Raw genomic sequence first — 17373 nt, 5'->3', positions numbered from 1 at the left:
ATTTTTGGAGGGCGTAATTTTTTATCGTTTATTAACAATAATTTGGTATATTATAAATTGTATACTCGGCTTTTCTGCCTGGCCTAAGAACGATATTATTTTGCCATCGGATACGGTAATGTCGAACCATTGAAATGGTAATGACGTATTTGTTGACGCAGTGCCGGAATCTTAGTCATCTTTTCGAACTGACCGAAAAACTCCAGCCAGAACACGCGTCAAAATAAATGGCGCATTTGGAGAGACGGTCGATTTAGGGAGGATGAACACATGACCAAAGGATTCGACCGTCGTACGTTTCTGGGCGCCGCTGCAACCGCCGCCATGACCATCACGATGCCGGGGCTTGCCACCGCGCAAAGCTATCCCAGCCGCCCCATCACGGTGGTGATCATGTTTGCCGCCGGTGGCGGAACAGATGTGCTGATCCGAAAGCTGGCCGAAGAAATGAGCAAGGCTCGCGGCTGGAACATCAGCATCAACAATCGCCCCGGCGCGGTCGGTGGCATTGCCACCCAGTTCGTCGCTGCGCAACCGGCTGAGGGACTGAACATCCTCGGCGCGGCCAATTACAACAAATTCGTGCGCGTCCTGGGGCATGTTCCCGCAGAGCCCGCACCCTGGGAGGAATGGGCCTTCATGAAGGCCGGCAACTCCATCGCAAGCTGGTCTGTCCCGATGGGGTCGCCGTTTCAGACCTTGCAGGATGTGATCGATGCCGCCCGGGCCGACCCGGGCCGGATCAGCATCTCGACCTCGGGCACCGGCGGCATCTGGCATGAAATGGCGCTGTTGATCGCGTCGTTTGCCGAAATCGATCTGCGCTATGTGCCTTATCAGGGCGGCCAACCCGCCACGCTGGCAGGGTTGCAGGGCGAGGTCGATATTGCCGGGGGCGGTGTGCACGAGCACCTTGAGCTGGTGCGCGCCGGACAGTTGCGCATGTTGCAGCATACCGGCACCGAAGACATCGTTCTGGACAACGGCATGGTCCTGCCCACGGTGGCGAACCTACTGCCCGCGCTTGCGCCGTTCCTGCCCATGGGCGCCACCTACAACATGATGGTGCGCCGCGACACACCGCCCGAGATCCTGCGCGAAATCCAGGGGGCCTTCCTTGAGGCCGTAAATACCCCGGAATTCCTGTCATATCTTGAGACCAGCTTTTTTCAGGCCGACTTCAAGGTCGGCGAAGAGGCCGACCGCGAGGCCGCCAGCATGGAAACCGTCACCGTGGATCTGTTCAACAAATACGCGGATCAGATCGGGTCGGACGTCGTCTCGGCCGAGGCGTTGGGCCTGCCGTCGCCTGACGGGTTTGCCGAATGGTGGCCGCCGCAAAACTATCGGCCGCTGGACCTGTGAGCGGCGATCGGCACATGAGCACCCCCGACAAAAGTGACTTCGCCGGCGAGGAGGAGGGGGCGGGATACGCCACCCCGACCGTCGATATGATCGCGGCCATCCTGCTGATCGCCTTGGCGGGATGGTACACATGGGAGGCGCTGGGGTTTCGCAGCCCCGGCGGTTGGCGAACCGGGCCGGGTCTGGTGCCCGCCGCGGCGGGGATCAGCCTGTTGGTGATGGCGATCGGGCTGGGCGTTACCGCCTGGGCCCGACGTGGCCAGACAATGCCCGCCCTCGACCCTGAAACGGACGAAGATTCGATCGGCGACCCGGTGCGCACCGCGATGCTGGTGGGGGTGATCTTTGTCTATCTGTTGGCGATGGATGGCATTTCCTTTGGTTTGGCAGGGTATGTCGCAGGGTATTACCTGGTGGTGGGATCGTTCGAAATCACCACGATCTTGTGTCTCAGCGTCCTGATGAAGATCTTCTGGAACGGTCCGTTGGCAAGGATCCTGCTGTGCTCAGTGGGTTGGACAATTTTTCTCAGCCTGACGTTTCGCAACATTTTTCTGATCTCATTGCCAAGGTGACACACAATGATTGACGCTTTCCTTCAGGTCCTGTCGCCATGGCTGCTGATCATGGCATTCGCGGGTGTATCACTGGGCATCGTCTGGGGCGCATTGCCGGGCCTGTCCACGACGATGGCCATGGCCCTCTTGATCGGGCTTTCGACGGGCATGGCGCAGGACACGGCCATCGTGTTCATGCTGGGTGTCTATACGGGCAGCGTGTTTGGCGGCGCAATCTCGGCGGTGCTGATCAACATACCCGGCACTCCCGACGCCGTACCGACCATGATCGAGGGTAACGCCCTTGCCCGGCGGGGCGAAGGCGGGCAGGCGCTGGGGATGGCGATTGCCGGGTCGTTCGTGGGCAACTGGGTGGGTATCCTGCTGCTGGTGGCGTTCATCCCGCTGGTGCTGAGCTTTGCCTTGCAGTTCCGGTCGTGGGAAATGGCGCTTTTGGCGATGATCGGCATTTCGATCTGCGGGTCCATGGCCTGTGGTGCGATGCCCCTGAAGGGCTGGATCGCCGGGTGGCTGGGCATCATCGTGGCGCTGGTCGGGCTTGACCCGATCCATGGCGTGCCGCGCTTTGCCTATGGCGTGCCGGAACTGATGGACGGCGTGAATTACGTCGCCGTACTGGTCGGCCTGTTCGGCATGACCGAACTGTTTCGCGTGCTGCCACGCAAGCAGCAACAGGCGGTGCCGCAATCGGTGGGTCGGGTCATTCCGCCATTGGGCAAACTGATGCGCTACAGCGTGGCCGCGGTGCGTTCGGGGGTGATCGGGGCCGTGACGGGCGCCATTCCGGGGGCGGGGGCCAATGTGGCGTCTTTCCTGTCCTATGACATCGGGCGGCGCTGTGCCGGACCCGAGGAAAAGGCGATGTGGGGCAAAGGCAGCTATGAGGCCATCGTATGTGCCGAAGTAGCCAACAACGCCAATATCGGCGGCTCGATGCTGCCCACGCTGACGCTCGGCATTCCCGGCAACGCGGCGGCGGCGGCGCTGATTGCGGCCTTGGCACTGAACAACATCGTGGTCGGGCCGACGATCGAGGTTGATCACCCCGGCCTGATCTATTTCATCTATGCCTCGCTGATCGTGGCCAATCTGCTGATGTATGTCGCCGCCATCGGATTGATCAAACCGTGCGTAAGGCTGTTCAGCCTGCCGCGCGGGGTGCTGATGCCGCTGATCCTGCCGATCTGCGTGATCGGGGCCTATTCCGTGCGGCTCAGCATGTTCGATGTGTGGATCATGTTCGCATCGGGCCTGTTCGGGCTGGCGCTGCGGCATTTCCGTTTTCCGGTCGCGCCTATCGTGCTGGGTGTGATCCTGGCCCCGATGGTCGATGAAAACCTGCGCCGCGCGCTGTTGGTGTTCGAGGGACGGCCCTTCAGCTTTGTCGCATCGCAATGGGTCGGCACGGTTCTGGTGGTCGTGCTGGTGGCCATTTTCGCCGAAGGCATCCTGCGCCTGGTGCGCGGGTCGCGGGTGAAAACCGGAAAGGCAGCCCATGGTACACGCTGATACATCGCGGCCGGCGGCACGTTTTGCCGCCCGTCACGCCCTGATCACCGGGGCTGGCGGTGGCATTGCGCGCGCAGTGGCCCTGCGGCTGGCACGCGAGGGGGCGGTGGTGGCCGTCACCGACATCGACCTGGCGCGCGCCGAACAGACGGCGCAGGCGGTGCGCGATATCGGGGGCACCGCCGTCGCGCTGGCCGCCGATGTGACCGATCGCGCATCCGTTCAGGCGATGGTTGATGACGCGGCCAAGGCCATGGGCGGGCTGGACATCCTGGTGACATGCGCTGGCGGATATACGTCCTATGCGACGTTCGACGCCATTGCAGATGATGACTGGGACCACGTGATCGCGCTGAACCTGCGCAGCGTGTTCCTGTGCTGCACCGCTGTCCTGCCGCATATGAAACGCGGCAGTTGGGGCCGGATCGTCAACCTTGGATCGCTTGCCGGGCGGTCCACCAGCGCCGGGTCATCGCCCGCGCATTATGCGGCGGCCAAGGCGGCGGTCGCGATGATGACGCAGTATCTGGCCAAGGATGTGGCGCCATTGGGCATCACCGCCAACACGGTCGCCCCTGGCACCACCCGCACCGACCGGGTGAACGCCCTGCTGACACCCGAGAAGGAGGCGGCCTTTGCCCGCATGACGCCCGTGGGCCGCTTGGCCGAACCCGAGGATATCGTAGGCACCATTGCCTTTCTGGCCAGCGATGATGCGGCCTATGTTACCGGCGCGACCATCGATGTGAACGGTGGCCGGCTGATGCTGGTCTAAAGGGGAAAACGATGACAAATCTGCGTATTGGCGGCTATCAGGGGCCCAAATCCATCCTGACTGCCGGTCTGTCATGCTTTGCCGATGCGTTGGCCACGACCGACCTGCGGCTTGATCGGGTCGACGACGTCACCCGGACGGGCGCGACCGCGCGCGCCCTGTTCGACGGCATCGACGCGGGAGATTTTCAGGCCGGGTACATGGCGTCGGGGTATCTGACCGCGCGCGTGCCGGAACTGGCGGTGATCGACCTGCCGTTTTCTCAAAGCAACCGCCATGCGGCCTATGCCGCCCTGGACGGTGCTGCCGGGGACATTCTGCGCCGCGCCATCCATGACACGACCGGCTATCGGGTGCTGGGTTTTTGGGACAACGGGTTTCGCCACCTGACCAACCACGCCCGCCCCCTGCGCAGCAGCGCCGATTGCGCGGGCCTGATCGTGCGGACATTGGACAACCAGATCTATCAGGACACGATGGCCGCCATCGGCTTTACCCCCGTCGTCACCGATGTGCGCGAACTGCGCGAGGCCGTGATGTCGGGCCGCGTGGATGCACAGGAAAATCCCCTGACCAACGCCATGGTGTTCGAACTGTATCACAGGCACCGCTACCTCAGTCTGACGGGCCATTTCTTTGGCGTTGTGTTGTTTCTGTGCAATGCCGATTGGTTCGATGGCCTGCCTGCCGAAACCCGGGACGCCGTACAGGCCGCCGCTGATCTGGCCACCGCCGAACAGCGGCGTCTGGCCGAGGCGCAGGACACCGATGCCCTTGCCGCCCTGCGCGATGAGGGTGTCGCCATCCTGCATCCGGCCGATATCGACATGGACAGCTTTCGCACCGCCTGTGCCCAGATCGTCGCGCGCGAACGGGCCAGGCTGGACGGGGGGTTGGTGGCCGCCTATCTGGGCAGCTGATTGCGACAGCAGGCAGAGCCGAGCCGTTTCGTCCTCTCCTGCGGCCCTGTCACCGACGATGCTGCCAAGGGTATGCGTGCATCCATCAGCGGACCGGCATTGGCCGCGCGTTCCAGCCCACGCGCGATGACCGTCCGGTGCATTCTGCCATCGACGCCTTGGGCAGTCTGTCGGTTTTCCGGCGTTGTGCTGTATGATCGGTCAAGCGTGAGGCCTGTTTGTTTCAACTGCTAAAGGGCCGCCTCATCAACAGGACATGTCAGCCTGACCGCCCCCGATCGCGGGCGTTCTTGCGGACTTTCAGGACAAGGACATGCGCTTTGCCATGCAGGCTGCGGAATCAGTGTGGCTGTATTGCAAGTGCTTGGTGTGAACAGATGCAACGCTCCGGGCAGGCGGGGTCAGCTGGTTCGGACCAATCTGCGACAGGTCAGGATACCGACCAGTGGCCCGGGGACAAGCAGCCACACGGCCGCCGGGCCGATGCGCTGGAACAGCGCCGTGGTCAGCGTGATCGAGACGACAGTAATCGCAAAGCCGATGGCGTTTTGAATGGCCAGCGACGCGCCGATCGCATCCTGTGGACAGGATCGTGCGGACAGTGCCGAGAATTGGGGCGAGTCCGCGACGACCGTCGCCCCCCAGACCAAGAGCAGCGCCAGCAACCAGTTCGGTGACAACAGTTGCCAGAATGCGGCCACGCCGACGGCGCATGTGCCCGACAGGATCAGGGCCGCGATGGCAACCGGTGCGCTGCCGACCGTCCGGGCCACGCTGCCGCCGACCAGGCACCCGATGGCACCGGCCGCGATGATCAGGAACGACAGCCCGGACACGCCAAGCGCCGGATACTCTGTCGCCAGGCCCGTCGCTGCGACCAGAACCGGCACGATCGTCCAAAAGGCGTACAATTCCCACATGTGGCCGAAATAACCGAATGCGGCGGCACGGAAATCGGGAATGGCAAAGGCGCGCAATGCGGCGGGGCGGCCCTTTGCATGGCGACGCGCGGGCGGTGCAAGATGCGGGCCGTCGCCCAAGGCCCGGATCATCGCCGCCCCGATCACGGCAAGGATCGATGACGACGCGACCACCCATTGCCACGGCAGCTCTCCGGCTGTCGCACGCAGCAGGTGCGGCAACCCGGTCCCCAAGGTCAGCATGGCGACCAGAAGGGCCAGTGACTGTCCCGCGCGATCGGGTGCCCAGCTGACGATCATCTTCATCCCGATGGGATAGATGCCCGCCAACGACAGCCCTACCAGAAAGCGGAACGCGGCGCCTGTGGCGATATCCTGCGCCAACCACGCGAACCCAAGGTTGAACACGGCCCCGGCCACGGCCGAGACGACAAAGGTTGCACTGGCGGTGAACCGGTCGGCCAGACCGCCAAGCGACATGACCAGCGTGCCTGCGATGAAACCGATCTGGACCGCATTCGTCAGCAGACCGATATCGGCCGCGGTTGCGCCCCATGCGTGCATCAGCCCCTCGGCCGCGCTGTTCGCGCTGAACCACAGCGATGTCCCCAGCAGCTGGGCGATCGCGATCACCGCGATGGGGGACACCCGGTGACGTTCCGTGGTTCTGGTCATCGATCGCTCCGTCTGGCGTCATCGCCGTTGCGGCAGGTTGCGTCACCCCGGTCGTGTCGGGACACCGACGCCATTACGGGCCATCGCCTGTTTTGGCGGTCAGCCGGAACGTCGTCGTGTCATCGCGACAGGTAACGGCGATCGTTCCGCCATGCGCCCGGGCGATGGACGATGCGATATGCAGCCCAAGGCCAAGGCCCGAACCCTCGGCGGTCCGGCCACGCTGGAACGGTTGAAAGATGGCACGCTGCGCGGCGTCCGGGATAGGGTCGCCTGTATTGACCACGTCCATGATGACCATGCCATCGCTGAGGCGGCCGCGCACGGTCACAGGCGTACCGGGGGCGCCGTGATTGATGGCGTTCGAGATCAGGTTCGATACCGCCTGCGACAGGCGCAACGCATCGCAGCAGACCGTCCCGCCGAACTCCAGGTCGGTCGTGATCTGGTGGTCGGGTGCCGCCAGGCTGATCTCTGCGACGACCTGCGCGATCGCGGCGCCAAGGGGTGCGTCCGGGGTGACCGCAACAGTGATCCCGTCCCCAAGCCGCGCCTTGGCGTGCAGCATCATGTTGTCGACCAGCTCTCCCATCCGGTGCAGCGAGGATTGCATCAGGCCGATCACCCCCCGACCGCGCTCTGTCAGCGTCTCCTTGCCCAGCATCCTGATGCCCGATCGCAGGGCCGTGACGGGGTTGCGCAGGTCATGACCCAGGATTGCCGTAAACTCCTCCTGAATCCGGACCAGTTTGCGTTCCTGTTCGATGACGCGTTCCTGTGCGTCCAGACGTTCCGCCGTGTCCAGGGTACCCCCGATGATTTCCGCGAACATCTTCAGCATGGCGACGCTTCGGGTGTTGCTGACGTCCTTGGTTTCCGTATCGATCGCGCAAAGCGTGCCGAAAAAGCTGCCGTCGGCCCTGAAGATGGGCACCGAGGCATAGCTGACGATGCCAAAGGCCGCGGCAATGGGATGGTCGTGATAACGCGGGTCTGTCGACGCCTTGTTGAAGATGATCAGTTCTGATGTCTTGCGGACCGTCTGGCAGAACGTCGACCCGATCTCTATCTCGTCGCCCGCGGCGATACCGAACTGCAGCTCGTCGATGGTGCGACAGGCGACCCACCGATCCGCCGTGACGCGCGCGACCCCGGCGAAACGCATGCGGGTGGCAAGCATCACCGTTTCCAGAATCGTACCGACCAGATCATTGCCGGCCAATCGTTGAATGTCGGACTGAAAATCATGGTGGCCGGCCTGGAATGCTGCATGATCCTGCATGGTGCGGTCGCTGCTGTGCAAATCCATTGATTGTCCCCCGGCTTTGGACGGTTTTTCGGCCTGTATGTCTATTGCAGCGTCGTGAAAATGCACAGGGTTTATTCGGCGCGCTTCCCAATCGGCCTCAACGTTTTCCGTCGGTCCGGGTCGCCGCCGTGGGGAACGGTCGGCTAAGCCCGCTGGCCCCCGCAAGACCGAACCGCCATGGGAACGCCTGTGCCCGACTGATCCCGATGCGCGGTCCGGTCAGCAAATCGTGTTCCTTTGACGGGAGGGAGATGCTGAAATCGGAACGGTCGAATGTCACACCGTCGTCGTCGGGTCTGATCCCCAACGCCTGGGTCAGGCGTCCCGGTCCGCTGCAGAGGATGGGGTTTTGACGGCGCGTCCGCATCAGGTCCAGGCCGGTGTCGGGTGCCAAAGCGCGTATCAGGACAGCATTGCCCACGGCTGCGACGACATTCAGGCACAGGTGGATACCGTAGGAACGATAGACATAGGCATGTCCTGTCGGTCCGAACATCGACGCATTGCGCACCGTTGGTCCCATATAGCTGTGCGATGCGGGGTCGTCGCGGGCATAGGCCTCGGTTTCGATGATGATGCCACCGACGCCGCGCACGACAAGGCGCGCGCCGATCAGACGCCGCGCCAAGGTGACGCTGTCCCATCCCGCGATCTGTTGCGTGAATGGCGTCACGGCGTCCCCCTGTTGGCACAGCGTTGTCATGATGGGGGCCACCACCCTTGTGTCCGGGTGGCGGCCCGCGTGGTTCAGGCGGTTCCGCGAACCGGATAGTCGTTCTTCATCACAAAGCCCAATCCCTGCATCAGATCGTCCAGGCGCGGGCGGGCAAAGGGGGTGTTCTGCAGGAACAGCGCATAGAGCGTGCCGTCCGCCTTGAGCACGGCGATGGCGGGTTCCGCGAAACGGGTCGGTTCTGCATCCTTGGCCTTGTCCGACAGGTACAGACCCCAGTTGCGGGCGGATGCTTCGGTCAGGCCATGGCCGATTGCCAGCGATCCCAGGTCCCATTCCTTTGTCTGCCGTGCAAAGCGGTCGTCGTCGTCCATCGACACCGCCGCGACGGACAGGTTCGCGGCCCGCAGTTCATCCTCGCGGCTGGCCAGTTCCTCGATCTGGGTCTTGCAGATCGGGCAATGAATGCCGCGGTAAAAGAAGACCACGCTCATGCCGCCATCCGGGGCGGTGGGCAGGGTAAACGGGGTGCCGTCCGGCATTTGGGCGTCGATTGCGGGAACGGCGGCGGCGGGCATGAGGGTGGTATGGGTCATTGTATCTTTCTTTTCTCAGAAGGCCCGGCTTTTCCGGGATGGATGTGCTAGGAACGATTTTCGGAACGGATGGTTTCAAAATAATCGCAAACGAAGGATCGCACGCCATGCCTACCCGCCCGATACTGGTGTTTGACGTCAACGAGACGTTGCTGGATCTAAATCATCTGTGCCCGCTGTTCGACGAAATTTTCGGCGATGCAGAGGTCATGCGCGACTGGTTCGCGCAGTTGATCCTGTATTCGCAGACACTGACGATCACCGGTCTGAAAAGCGACTTTGGCACGCTGGCTGTCGGGGTTCTGCGCATGACCGGAAACATCCGGGGCGTTCCGGTCACCGACACCCATGCAGAGGCGTTGCGGCAGGCAATTGCCACGATGCCTGCCCATCCGGACGCGGCTGACGCACTGGATCATCTGCGACAGCAGGGGTTCCGGATGGTGACGCTGACCAACTCGCCCCCGTCGAAGGGTCCATCTGCGATCGATCGGGCGGGACTTGCCGAGTATTTCCAGGCAAGCTTCAGCGTGCAGCCTGTCGGCCGCTTCAAGCCAGCGCCCGAGACCTATCGGCTGGTGGCCGATGCGCTGGCCGTTCCCTCGCAAGACCTGTGTCTTGTGGCGTGTCACGTTTGGGACACGATCGGTATGCAGGCGCTGGGTGGAAAGGGGGCATTGGTCACGCATGGCGTGAACGCGCCGCTGGTTCTGCCGGACATACCGCAGCCGGATGTGGTGGCATCCGATCTTCGCGCCTTGGCCTGGGCGATTGCCGATCGATGGGACGGTCGCTAAGGCGTTTTTCTTTGCTAGGATTCCGCCCATAACCGGGATGGACGTTTTAAGACACGAGGACCCGATGGCCCTGACCCCTTCCACCTCCCGCCCACGCGGGCGCCCGCGTGGGTTCGACGATACGACCGCGCTGGAGGCCGCGATGCGGGTGTTCTGGGCACGGGGGTACGATCAGGCACCGGTGGACATGCTGTGTCGGGCGACGAACATGCCGCGCACCAGTCTTTACAACCTGTTTGGTGACAAGGAGGGGCTGTTTCTGGCCTCGGTCGCGCATTACGCGCGCACGCGCATGCGCCCCGTGATAGAGGCGCTGGGGCCGAACGGCACGCTGGCTGAGGACATGGCCGCGTTCTTTGCGCAGGTCGTGCATCTGGCCTGCAGCGACAGCGATACGCCGGGGTGCATGATTTCCTCGGTCCTGAGCGATGCGGCCGTGACGACGGCGGGCTTTCGGGCGGAACGCGACCGTCGTCTGGATGCGCTGGAGGCGCGGCTGGCGGCACGCCTGACGCAGGACGGCTGGCCCAATGACGGCGCGTGCCCGGTATCCGTTGCGGCGGCGCTGGCGGCCGCAATGGCGCGGGGCATCGTGGCGCGGGCCCGGTCGGGGCAGGGCGCGGACATGCTGCTGCCGGTGGGCCATGCCGCGGTTGCGGCGCTGATGGCGCTGCGCGGCACCACAGGTGACGCAACACAGGGACGTGACCGGATCGTTTGCGACGATGTGTAACACACCGCACATTCCACCGAACTGCCCGGTGATGTCCGCCCTTATGCGGACCAAGACAAAGGACCTGCCGTGACCAGACCCATTCTGTTGATCGTGTTCGCAACCCTGATCGTGGCCGGCTTTTGGCTGCTGGGCGGTCAGGACCTGACGGTGCAATCACTGCGCGGACATCTGGCGGCGGTAGGCGATTACCAGCAACAGCGGCCCGCCCTGGTCGCGACGCTGTTTCTGGCGGCCTATGTCGCGGTGACCGCATTGTCGTTGCCCATCGCCCTGTGGCTGACGCTGGCCGGTGGGGCGTTGTTCGGGTTCTGGACGGGCCTGCTGATCGTGTCCTTTGCATCGGCCATCGGGGCCACGCTGGCCTTTCTGGCGTCGCGCTATCTTTTGCGCGATTGGGTTCGGGCGCGGTTGGGCGCCCGCGCCAAGGGCATCGAGGCCGGGCTGGCGCGCGACGGGGCCTTCTATCTGTTCTCGCTGCGGCTGATCCCGGTGGTGCCGTTCTTTGCCACGAACCTGCTGATGGGGCTGACCCCGATCCGGGCCTGGACGTTCTATTGGGTCAGTCAGGTGGGCATGCTGGTGGGCACCGCCGTCTATGTGAATGCCGGCACGCAGCTGGCCGGTCTGGACAGCCTGTCGGGGATCGTGTCACCGCCGCTGCTGGCGTCGTTTGCCGCGCTGGCCGTCTTTCCGTGGATTGCCCGCGCGATTGTGGGCATGGTCCGGCGTCGCCGCGTCTATGCCGGCTGGACGCGGCCCAAGCGGTTCGACCGCAACCTGGTGGTGATCGGGGCGGGTTCGGCGGGGCTGGTCTCGGCCTATATCGCGGCGGCCACCAAGGCGCGGGTGACCTTGGTCGAGGCCGGAGAGATGGGCGGCGACTGTCTGAACTATGGCTGCGTGCCGTCCAAGGCCCTGATCCGCAGTGCGACGCTGGCGCACCAGATGCGCCATGCCGGACAGTACGGCCTGACGGACACCACCCCGGCCATTCCGTTCCGGTCGGTCATGGCCCGAATCCATCGCGTCATCGCCGACATCGCCCCCCATGACAGCGTCGAACGCTATACCGGGCTGGGGGTCGAAGTCCTCAAGGGACATGCCCGCATGATCGATCCCTGGACCGTGCAGATCACCGACGATCAGGGTGTCCAGCAACGGCTGACCACGCGCGCGATCATCATCGCCACCGGTGCGCGTCCCTTCATGCCGCCGCTGCCGGGGCTGGATCTGGTGGACCCGCTGACCTCGGACACGCTGTGGTCGGGGCTGGCCGACCATGACCACGCGCCGCCCCGCCTTGTGGTTCTGGGCGGCGGGCCGATCGGGTGCGAACTGGCGCAGGCATTCGCGCGGCTTGGTTCCGGCGTAACGCAGATCGAGATGTCCCCCCGGCTGATGATGCGCGAGGATCCCGATGCCGCGGCGCTGGTCACGGCGTCTCTGACGGCCGATGGCGTGTCGATCCTGACCGGGCACAAGGCCGTGGCCTGCGGCGTGGACGGCGACGGCAAGTGGATCGAGGTCGAACAGGACGGGCAGACCCGTCGCATTGCCTTTGACCAGATCATCGTCGCGGTGGGCCGCAGCGCACGCCTGCAGGGATTTGGCCTGGAAGAGCTGGGCATTGCCAGCGACCGGACCATCGAGACGAACGACTATCTGGAAACCCGCTTTCCGAACATCCTGGCGGCGGGCGACGTCGCGGGGCCGTTCCAGTTCACGCATGTCGCGTCCCACCAGGCCTGGTTCGCCAGCGTCAATGCGCTGTTCGGCACCTTTCGTCGGTTCAAGGCCGACTATCGGGTGATCCCCTGGGCGACATTTACCGACCCCGAGGTGGCCCGCGTCGGCCTGTCCGAGGCCGAGGCCCACGAAAAGGGCATCGCGGTCGAGGTCACCCGCTATGACCTGGCGGAACTGGACCGCGCCATCACCGACGGGGCCGCGCACGGGTTCGTCAAGGTGCTGACCCCGCCGGGCAAGGACCGCATTCTGGGCGTCACCATCGTTGGCGATCACGCGGGCGATCTGATCGCGGAGTTCGTTCTGGCCATGAAACACGGCCTTGGCCTGAACAAGATGCTGGGCACGATCCACATCTATCCGACCTGGGCCGAGGCGAACAAGGCGGTCGCCGGAAACTGGCGGCGCGCGCATGTGAACCCCCGCCTGCTGGCCGTGGTTGCCCGTTACCACGAATGGAGGCGCGGATGATCGACGCCCGTCTGCAACCGCTGCAGCGCGCGGCATTGCGCCCCCCGGCCCAGATGCTGGTCAGTCGTGGCATCGGCGCCGACACGATCAGCATCGCGGGCTTTGCCGTGGGGCTGTTGGGGGTGGCCGCGCTGGCGTTGGGGTGGTGGACGGCGGCGCTGGTGCTGATTGCCGCGAACCGGGTCATGGACGGGCTGGACGGTGCGGTGGCGCGCATCGACGGGCCGACCGACCGGGGCGCGTTTCTGGATATCGCCTTGGATTTCGTGTTCTATGCGCTGGTGCCGGTGGGGTTCGCGTTGAACGACCCGGCAGCGAACGCGCTGCCTGCCGCGGTGCTGATCGCGGCCTTTGTTGGCACCGGATCGTCGTTTCTGGCATTTGCCGCCGTCGCCGCCCGCAGGGGCGATCAGGCGGCGGCCTTTCCAGCCAAGGGCATCTATTATCTGGGCGGCCTGACCGAGGGATTCGAGACGATCGTCCTGTTCCTGGCCATGTGCCTGTTCCCCGCGTTCTTTCCGCTGCTGGCCTGGATCTTTGCCGCCGCCTGCGGCGTCACCACCGTCCTGCGCTGGCATCAGGGCTGGACCGCCTTTCGCTGATCGCCCAAAACCCGGAGAAGACGATGAAACTGACCCTTTCCGCCGCGGCGCTGATGCTGTCGATGACCCCCGCCACGGCCCAGGGCTGGCAACAGGTGCTGGATCAGGCGCGGGGCCAGACCGTCTATTTCCACGCTTGGGGCGGCGATCAGCGTACCAACGACTTTATCGCCGGGGTGGGGGATGTGGTCCTGGAACGCCACGGTGTCACGCTGCAGCACGTCCGCATTGCGGATACCGCCGATGCGGTGGCGCGCGTGCTGGCGGAACGCGCGGCGGGGCGCGACACGGATGGGTCGGTCGATCTGGTCTGGCTGAACGGGCCGAACTTTCTGGCGATGAAGGATCAGAGCCTGCTGCACGGCCCCTTTGTGGCGGACCTGCCCAACGCACGCTGGCTGGACCTGTCCGACAGTTCGCCCAACAGCGTCGATTTCACCGTCCCGGTCGAGGGGCTGGAAAGCCCGTGGCGGCTGGCCCGGTTCGTCTTTCAGTACGACAGCGCGCGCATTGCCGCGCCGCCCGCCGACATGGCCGGATGGATCGACTGGACGGCCGCCCATCCGGGACGCGTCACCCATCCGGACCCGGCCAATTTCATGGGCGCGACCTTTCTGAAACAGGCCCTGATCGAACTGGCCCCACCGGGCACCGACCTGTCGGTGCCGCCGACCGATGACAGCTTTGACGCCGCCGCGGCCCCCCTGTGGGACTGGTACGACGCGCTGCGCCCGCATCTTTGGCGCGACGGGCGGTCCTTTCCCGAAAACGAAAGCATCCAGCAGCAGATGTTGAACGATGCTGAAATCGACGTCGCCATGTCCTTTGACCCTGCCGCTGCGGCGGCGGCGATTGCAGACGGCCAGCTGCCCGACAGCGTGCGCGTGCATGTGCCGGCGGCGGGCAGCATCGGCAATGTCAGCTTTGTGGCGATCCCCTTCAATGCGGCGCATCAGGCGGGGGCCAAGGTCGTGGCCGATGCGCTGCTGGACCCTGCGATACAGGCGCACATGCAGGACATCACCGTGCTGGGGTCGTTTTCCGTTCTGGACCCCGCGCGGCTGGACGGTGAGGGGCAGGCGGCATTCGCGGCCCTGCCCACCGCACCCGCGCTGCCGACACTGGCTGATCTTGGGCCGGTCCTGCCCGAACCGCATCCCGACTGGATGACCCGGCTGACCACCGCATGGCAAGGCCGCTATACCCGGTGATCACGCTGCGCCTGCTGAGCGGCACCGTCATCGCCACGACGGTTGTCCTGCCGGTGATGCTGGGGCTGGTCCACAGCATTGCTGCTGGGTTCGGGCACATGCCCTTGCTGGGTGTGCATGGCCCCGATCTGGACGCCTGGCGGGTGCTGCTGGCGCAGCCGGGACTGTGGCGGGCGGCGGCGCTGTCGCTGTGGACCGGAATGGCCGCGACGGTGATCGCACTGGTGCTGTCCCTGGGGGCGGTGGCCGCGCTGCAGGGGCGGGGGGGCGCCCTGCGCCGGGTCATGGCGCCGCTGCTGGCCGCGCCGCATGCCGCAGTGGCCATCGGGCTGGCGTTTGTCATCGCACCGTCGGGGTGGATCGCGCGGGGGCTGGCACCGCTGCTGGGCTGGAGCCTGCCACCCGATCTGGCGACGGTCGGTGACCCTTGGGGCCTGGCGCTGACCCTGGGGCTGGTCATCAAGGAGGTGCCATTCCTGACCGTCGTTCTGCTGGCCGCCCTGACGCAGATCCCCCTCCGCCAACAGATGGCGGCAGGGCGCGCGTTGGGATACGGGCGCGCGGCGGTATGGCTGTGGCTGCTGACGCCGCAACTGTGGCCGCTGATCCGGCTGCCGGTGATGGTGGTGCTGGCGTTTTCGGTGTCGGTCGTGGACATGGCACTGATCCTGGGGCCGTCGAACCCGCCCACGCTGGCGGTGATGGTCGCGCGCCTGTTCACCGACCCCGACCTGCGGGCGCTGCTGCCCGCATCCGCCGGGGCGCTGTTGCAGCTGGGGCTGGCGGGGCTGGCCATCGCGATGCTGTGGGGCGGCGCGCATCTGTGCGGGGCGCTGTCACGCCGGGCGCTGCGGCGGGGTGCGCGGGGGCGGCGGTTGGACGCGGTGCTGACCGTGCCCGTGGTCGCGCTGATGGGGCTGGGCGTGCTGGCGCTGCTGTCGCTGGCGGCATTGGGCGTCTGGTCGGTCGCGCTTTCGTGGCGTTGGCCGGATGCGTGGCCGGACCGCCTGACCCTGCGGACATGGCAGGACGGCGGCGACTGGCCGGGTGCGGCGTGGCGCACGCTGTGGATCGCGCTGGCGGCGACGGGATTGGCGATGGCGCTGGCCATCGGCTGGCTGGAGGGGGGCGACCGTGCGGGCAGGCCCGGCCTGCGCGGCTGGATGCGCGCGGCGGTGGCGCTGCCCCTGGTGCTGCCGCAGTTGTCGGTGCTGATCGGGCTGTCGGGTCTGCTGCTGCGCACGGACATCACGCCGACGATCGCGGTCGTCTGGGGCCATCTGCTGTTCGTCCTGCCGTCGGTGATGATCGCGCTGGCCGGGCCCTGGGCCGCGCTGGACCCGCGGCTGGACCGGGCGGCCGCAGCCCTTGGCGCGGGTCCGTGGCGCAGGCTGGTGCGGGTCAAGCTGTCGGTGCTGCTGGCGCCCCTGTCGCTGGCGGCGGCATTGGGTTTTGCGGTATCGGTCGCGCAATACCTGCCGACGCTGTTTCTGGGCGGCGGCCGCATCGCCACCCTGACAACCGAGGCGGTCGCCCTGTCATCGGGGTCGGACCGGCGGGTCGCGGCGGTCCATGCCAGCCTGCAGGCGGGGCTGCCGTGGCTGGTCTATCTGGCCGCGCTGCTCCTGCCCGCACTAGTCCATCGCAACCGCCGGGACCTGAGAGGAGACGGCGCATGACCTTGGTCCTGGACCGCCTGTCCGTCCTGACGCCCGCGGGCGATGCCCTGTTCGGGGCGCTGGACCTGCGCATCGCGCCGGGGCAGGTGATATCGGTCACGGGGCCGTCGGGCGTGGGGAAATCGACGCTGCTGGATGCGGTGGGCGGTCATCTGGCGCGGGGGTTTCACGTATCGGGCCGGGTGATGCTGGACGGTCGCGACGTCACCGACCTGCCCGCCGAGGCGCGCGGCATCGGCGTGATGTTCCAGCATGCGGTGATGTTTCCGCACCTGTCGGTTGCGGACAACCTGGCCTTTGGTCTGTCGCCCGACATCCGCGGCCGGGCGGCGCGTCATGACGCCGTGGCACGCGCGCTGGATCAGGCGGGGCTGGCCGGGATGGGCGGCCGCGATCCGGCGACCCTGTCGGGGGGACAGCGCGCCCGCGCGGCGCTGATGCGCACGCTGCTGGCGCGCCCGCGCGCGGTCCTGATGGACGAGCCGTTCTCCAGCCTCGACCCGGATCGCCGCCATGAGATCCGGCAGTTCGTGTTTTCAACCGTGCGACGCAGCGCCATCCCGGCGCTGCTGGTCACACATGACCGCCAGGACGCGGATGCCGCGGGCGGTCCGGTCGTCGTGCTGGCCTGACCCCGCAGCAGACCGTGTCTTTCCGCAATGAGCGCTGTTGGCGACCTGCCTGCCGGCCGGTGTGCGCAGGGTTTTCCCGGTGCGCAAACAGCCCACGGGTCTGACGTCACATGGGAAAACGCGTTTCGACCAGTCGCGCATTTGTGGCGCTGGCCTGACGCATCGCAACGACAGCGTCG

Annotated in this window: 16 protein-coding genes; 12 read left to right on the top strand and 4 right to left on the bottom strand. The window is 65.6% G+C overall.

The window, feature by feature from the left end; genetic code table 11:
• The first annotated feature begins 270 nt into the window (after positions 1 to 270).
• The 5 genes from ACJJVR_RS10645 to ACJJVR_RS10625 are packed head-to-tail and all read left to right on the top strand — an operon-like array spanning position 271 to position 5147.
• Positions 271 to 1365: a tripartite tricarboxylate transporter substrate binding protein gene (locus ACJJVR_RS10645; protein WP_405404382.1), complete on the top strand. Its 1095-nt coding sequence runs from the start codon at positions 271 to 273 to the stop codon at positions 1363 to 1365.
• Positions 1366 to 1379: 14 nt separating this feature from the next.
• Positions 1380 to 1940: a tripartite tricarboxylate transporter TctB family protein gene (locus ACJJVR_RS10640; protein ID WP_405404380.1), complete on the top strand. Its 561-nt coding sequence runs from the start codon at positions 1380 to 1382 to the stop codon at positions 1938 to 1940.
• A 6-nt stretch (positions 1941 to 1946) separates the two neighbouring features.
• On the top strand, positions 1947 to 3452 hold the full coding sequence (locus tag ACJJVR_RS10635) for a tripartite tricarboxylate transporter permease (RefSeq protein WP_405404379.1): 1506 nt from the start codon (positions 1947 to 1949) through the stop codon (positions 3450 to 3452).
• Positions 3439 to 4227: an SDR family NAD(P)-dependent oxidoreductase gene (locus ACJJVR_RS10630; RefSeq protein ID WP_405404378.1), complete on the top strand. Its 789-nt coding sequence runs from the start codon at positions 3439 to 3441 to the stop codon at positions 4225 to 4227. Before ACJJVR_RS10635 ends, ACJJVR_RS10630 begins: the two co-directional genes overlap by 14 nt.
• Positions 4228 to 4238: 11 nt before the next feature.
• Positions 4239 to 5147 (top strand): TRAP transporter substrate-binding protein, encoded by a 909-nt coding sequence (locus ACJJVR_RS10625; RefSeq protein WP_405404376.1) that lies wholly within the window; start codon positions 4239 to 4241, stop codon positions 5145 to 5147.
• A gap of 401 nt (positions 5148 to 5548) precedes the next feature.
• Here ACJJVR_RS10625 and ACJJVR_RS10620 read toward each other — a convergent pair whose 3' ends face one another.
• The 4 genes from ACJJVR_RS10620 to ACJJVR_RS10605 form a co-directional block, all read right to left on the bottom strand.
• Positions 5549 to 6742, bottom strand: a complete 1194-nt coding sequence (locus tag ACJJVR_RS10620; RefSeq protein WP_405404374.1) for an MFS transporter — start codon at positions 6740 to 6742, stop codon at positions 5549 to 5551.
• A 73-nt stretch (positions 6743 to 6815) separates the two neighbouring features.
• A complete protein-coding gene (locus ACJJVR_RS10615) occupies positions 6816 to 8051 on the bottom strand; it encodes an ATP-binding protein (RefSeq protein ID WP_405404372.1) in 1236 nt (411 codons plus the stop codon).
• Between the two features lie 97 nt (positions 8052 to 8148).
• Complete coding sequence (locus ACJJVR_RS10610) at positions 8149 to 8754, bottom strand: DNA-3-methyladenine glycosylase (protein WP_405404370.1); 606 nt, start codon at positions 8752 to 8754, stop codon at positions 8149 to 8151.
• A 44-nt stretch (positions 8755 to 8798) separates the two neighbouring features.
• Positions 8799 to 9320 carry a redoxin domain-containing protein gene (locus tag ACJJVR_RS10605; protein ID WP_405404369.1) on the bottom strand — a complete coding sequence of 174 codons (522 nt, stop codon included), beginning with the start codon at positions 9318 to 9320 and terminating at the stop codon, positions 8799 to 8801.
• Between the two features lie 107 nt (positions 9321 to 9427).
• On the opposite strand from ACJJVR_RS10605, the gene ACJJVR_RS10600 reads away from it, so the two are divergent.
• The 7 genes from ACJJVR_RS10600 (at position 9428) to ACJJVR_RS10570 (ending at position 17194) form a co-directional block, all read left to right on the top strand.
• Positions 9428 to 10117 carry a haloacid dehalogenase type II gene (locus ACJJVR_RS10600; protein ID WP_405404366.1) on the top strand — a complete coding sequence of 230 codons (690 nt, stop codon included), beginning with the start codon at positions 9428 to 9430 and terminating at the stop codon, positions 10115 to 10117.
• A 64-nt stretch (positions 10118 to 10181) separates the two neighbouring features.
• Complete coding sequence (locus ACJJVR_RS10595; protein WP_405404364.1) at positions 10182 to 10850, top strand: TetR/AcrR family transcriptional regulator; 669 nt, start codon at positions 10182 to 10184, stop codon at positions 10848 to 10850.
• A gap of 69 nt (positions 10851 to 10919) precedes the next feature.
• Complete coding sequence (locus ACJJVR_RS10590) at positions 10920 to 13070, top strand: FAD-dependent oxidoreductase (RefSeq protein WP_405404362.1); 2151 nt, start codon at positions 10920 to 10922, stop codon at positions 13068 to 13070.
• Complete coding sequence (locus ACJJVR_RS10585; RefSeq protein WP_405404361.1) at positions 13067 to 13672, top strand: CDP-alcohol phosphatidyltransferase family protein; 606 nt, start codon at positions 13067 to 13069, stop codon at positions 13670 to 13672. The genes ACJJVR_RS10590 and ACJJVR_RS10585 overlap by 4 nt, the downstream gene beginning before the upstream one ends.
• A 23-nt stretch (positions 13673 to 13695) precedes the next feature.
• Positions 13696 to 14883: an ABC transporter substrate-binding protein gene (locus tag ACJJVR_RS10580; RefSeq protein ID WP_405404360.1), complete on the top strand. Its 1188-nt coding sequence runs from the start codon at positions 13696 to 13698 to the stop codon at positions 14881 to 14883.
• Positions 14859 to 16562 (top strand): ABC transporter permease, encoded by a 1704-nt coding sequence (locus ACJJVR_RS10575; RefSeq protein ID WP_405404359.1) that lies wholly within the window; start codon positions 14859 to 14861, stop codon positions 16560 to 16562. The genes ACJJVR_RS10580 and ACJJVR_RS10575 overlap by 25 nt, the downstream gene beginning before the upstream one ends.
• Positions 16559 to 17194: an ATP-binding cassette domain-containing protein gene (locus ACJJVR_RS10570; RefSeq protein ID WP_405404358.1), complete on the top strand. Its 636-nt coding sequence runs from the start codon at positions 16559 to 16561 to the stop codon at positions 17192 to 17194. Before ACJJVR_RS10575 ends, ACJJVR_RS10570 begins: the two co-directional genes overlap by 4 nt.
• Positions 17195 to 17373: the final 179 nt, after the last annotated feature.

Origin of the sequence: Paracoccus sp. Ld10 (assembly GCF_045064235.1) — a bacterium.
Taxonomy (GTDB): Bacteria; Pseudomonadota; Alphaproteobacteria; order Rhodobacterales; family Rhodobacteraceae; genus Paracoccus.
This window is presented reverse-complemented; position numbering and strand designations above follow the sequence as displayed.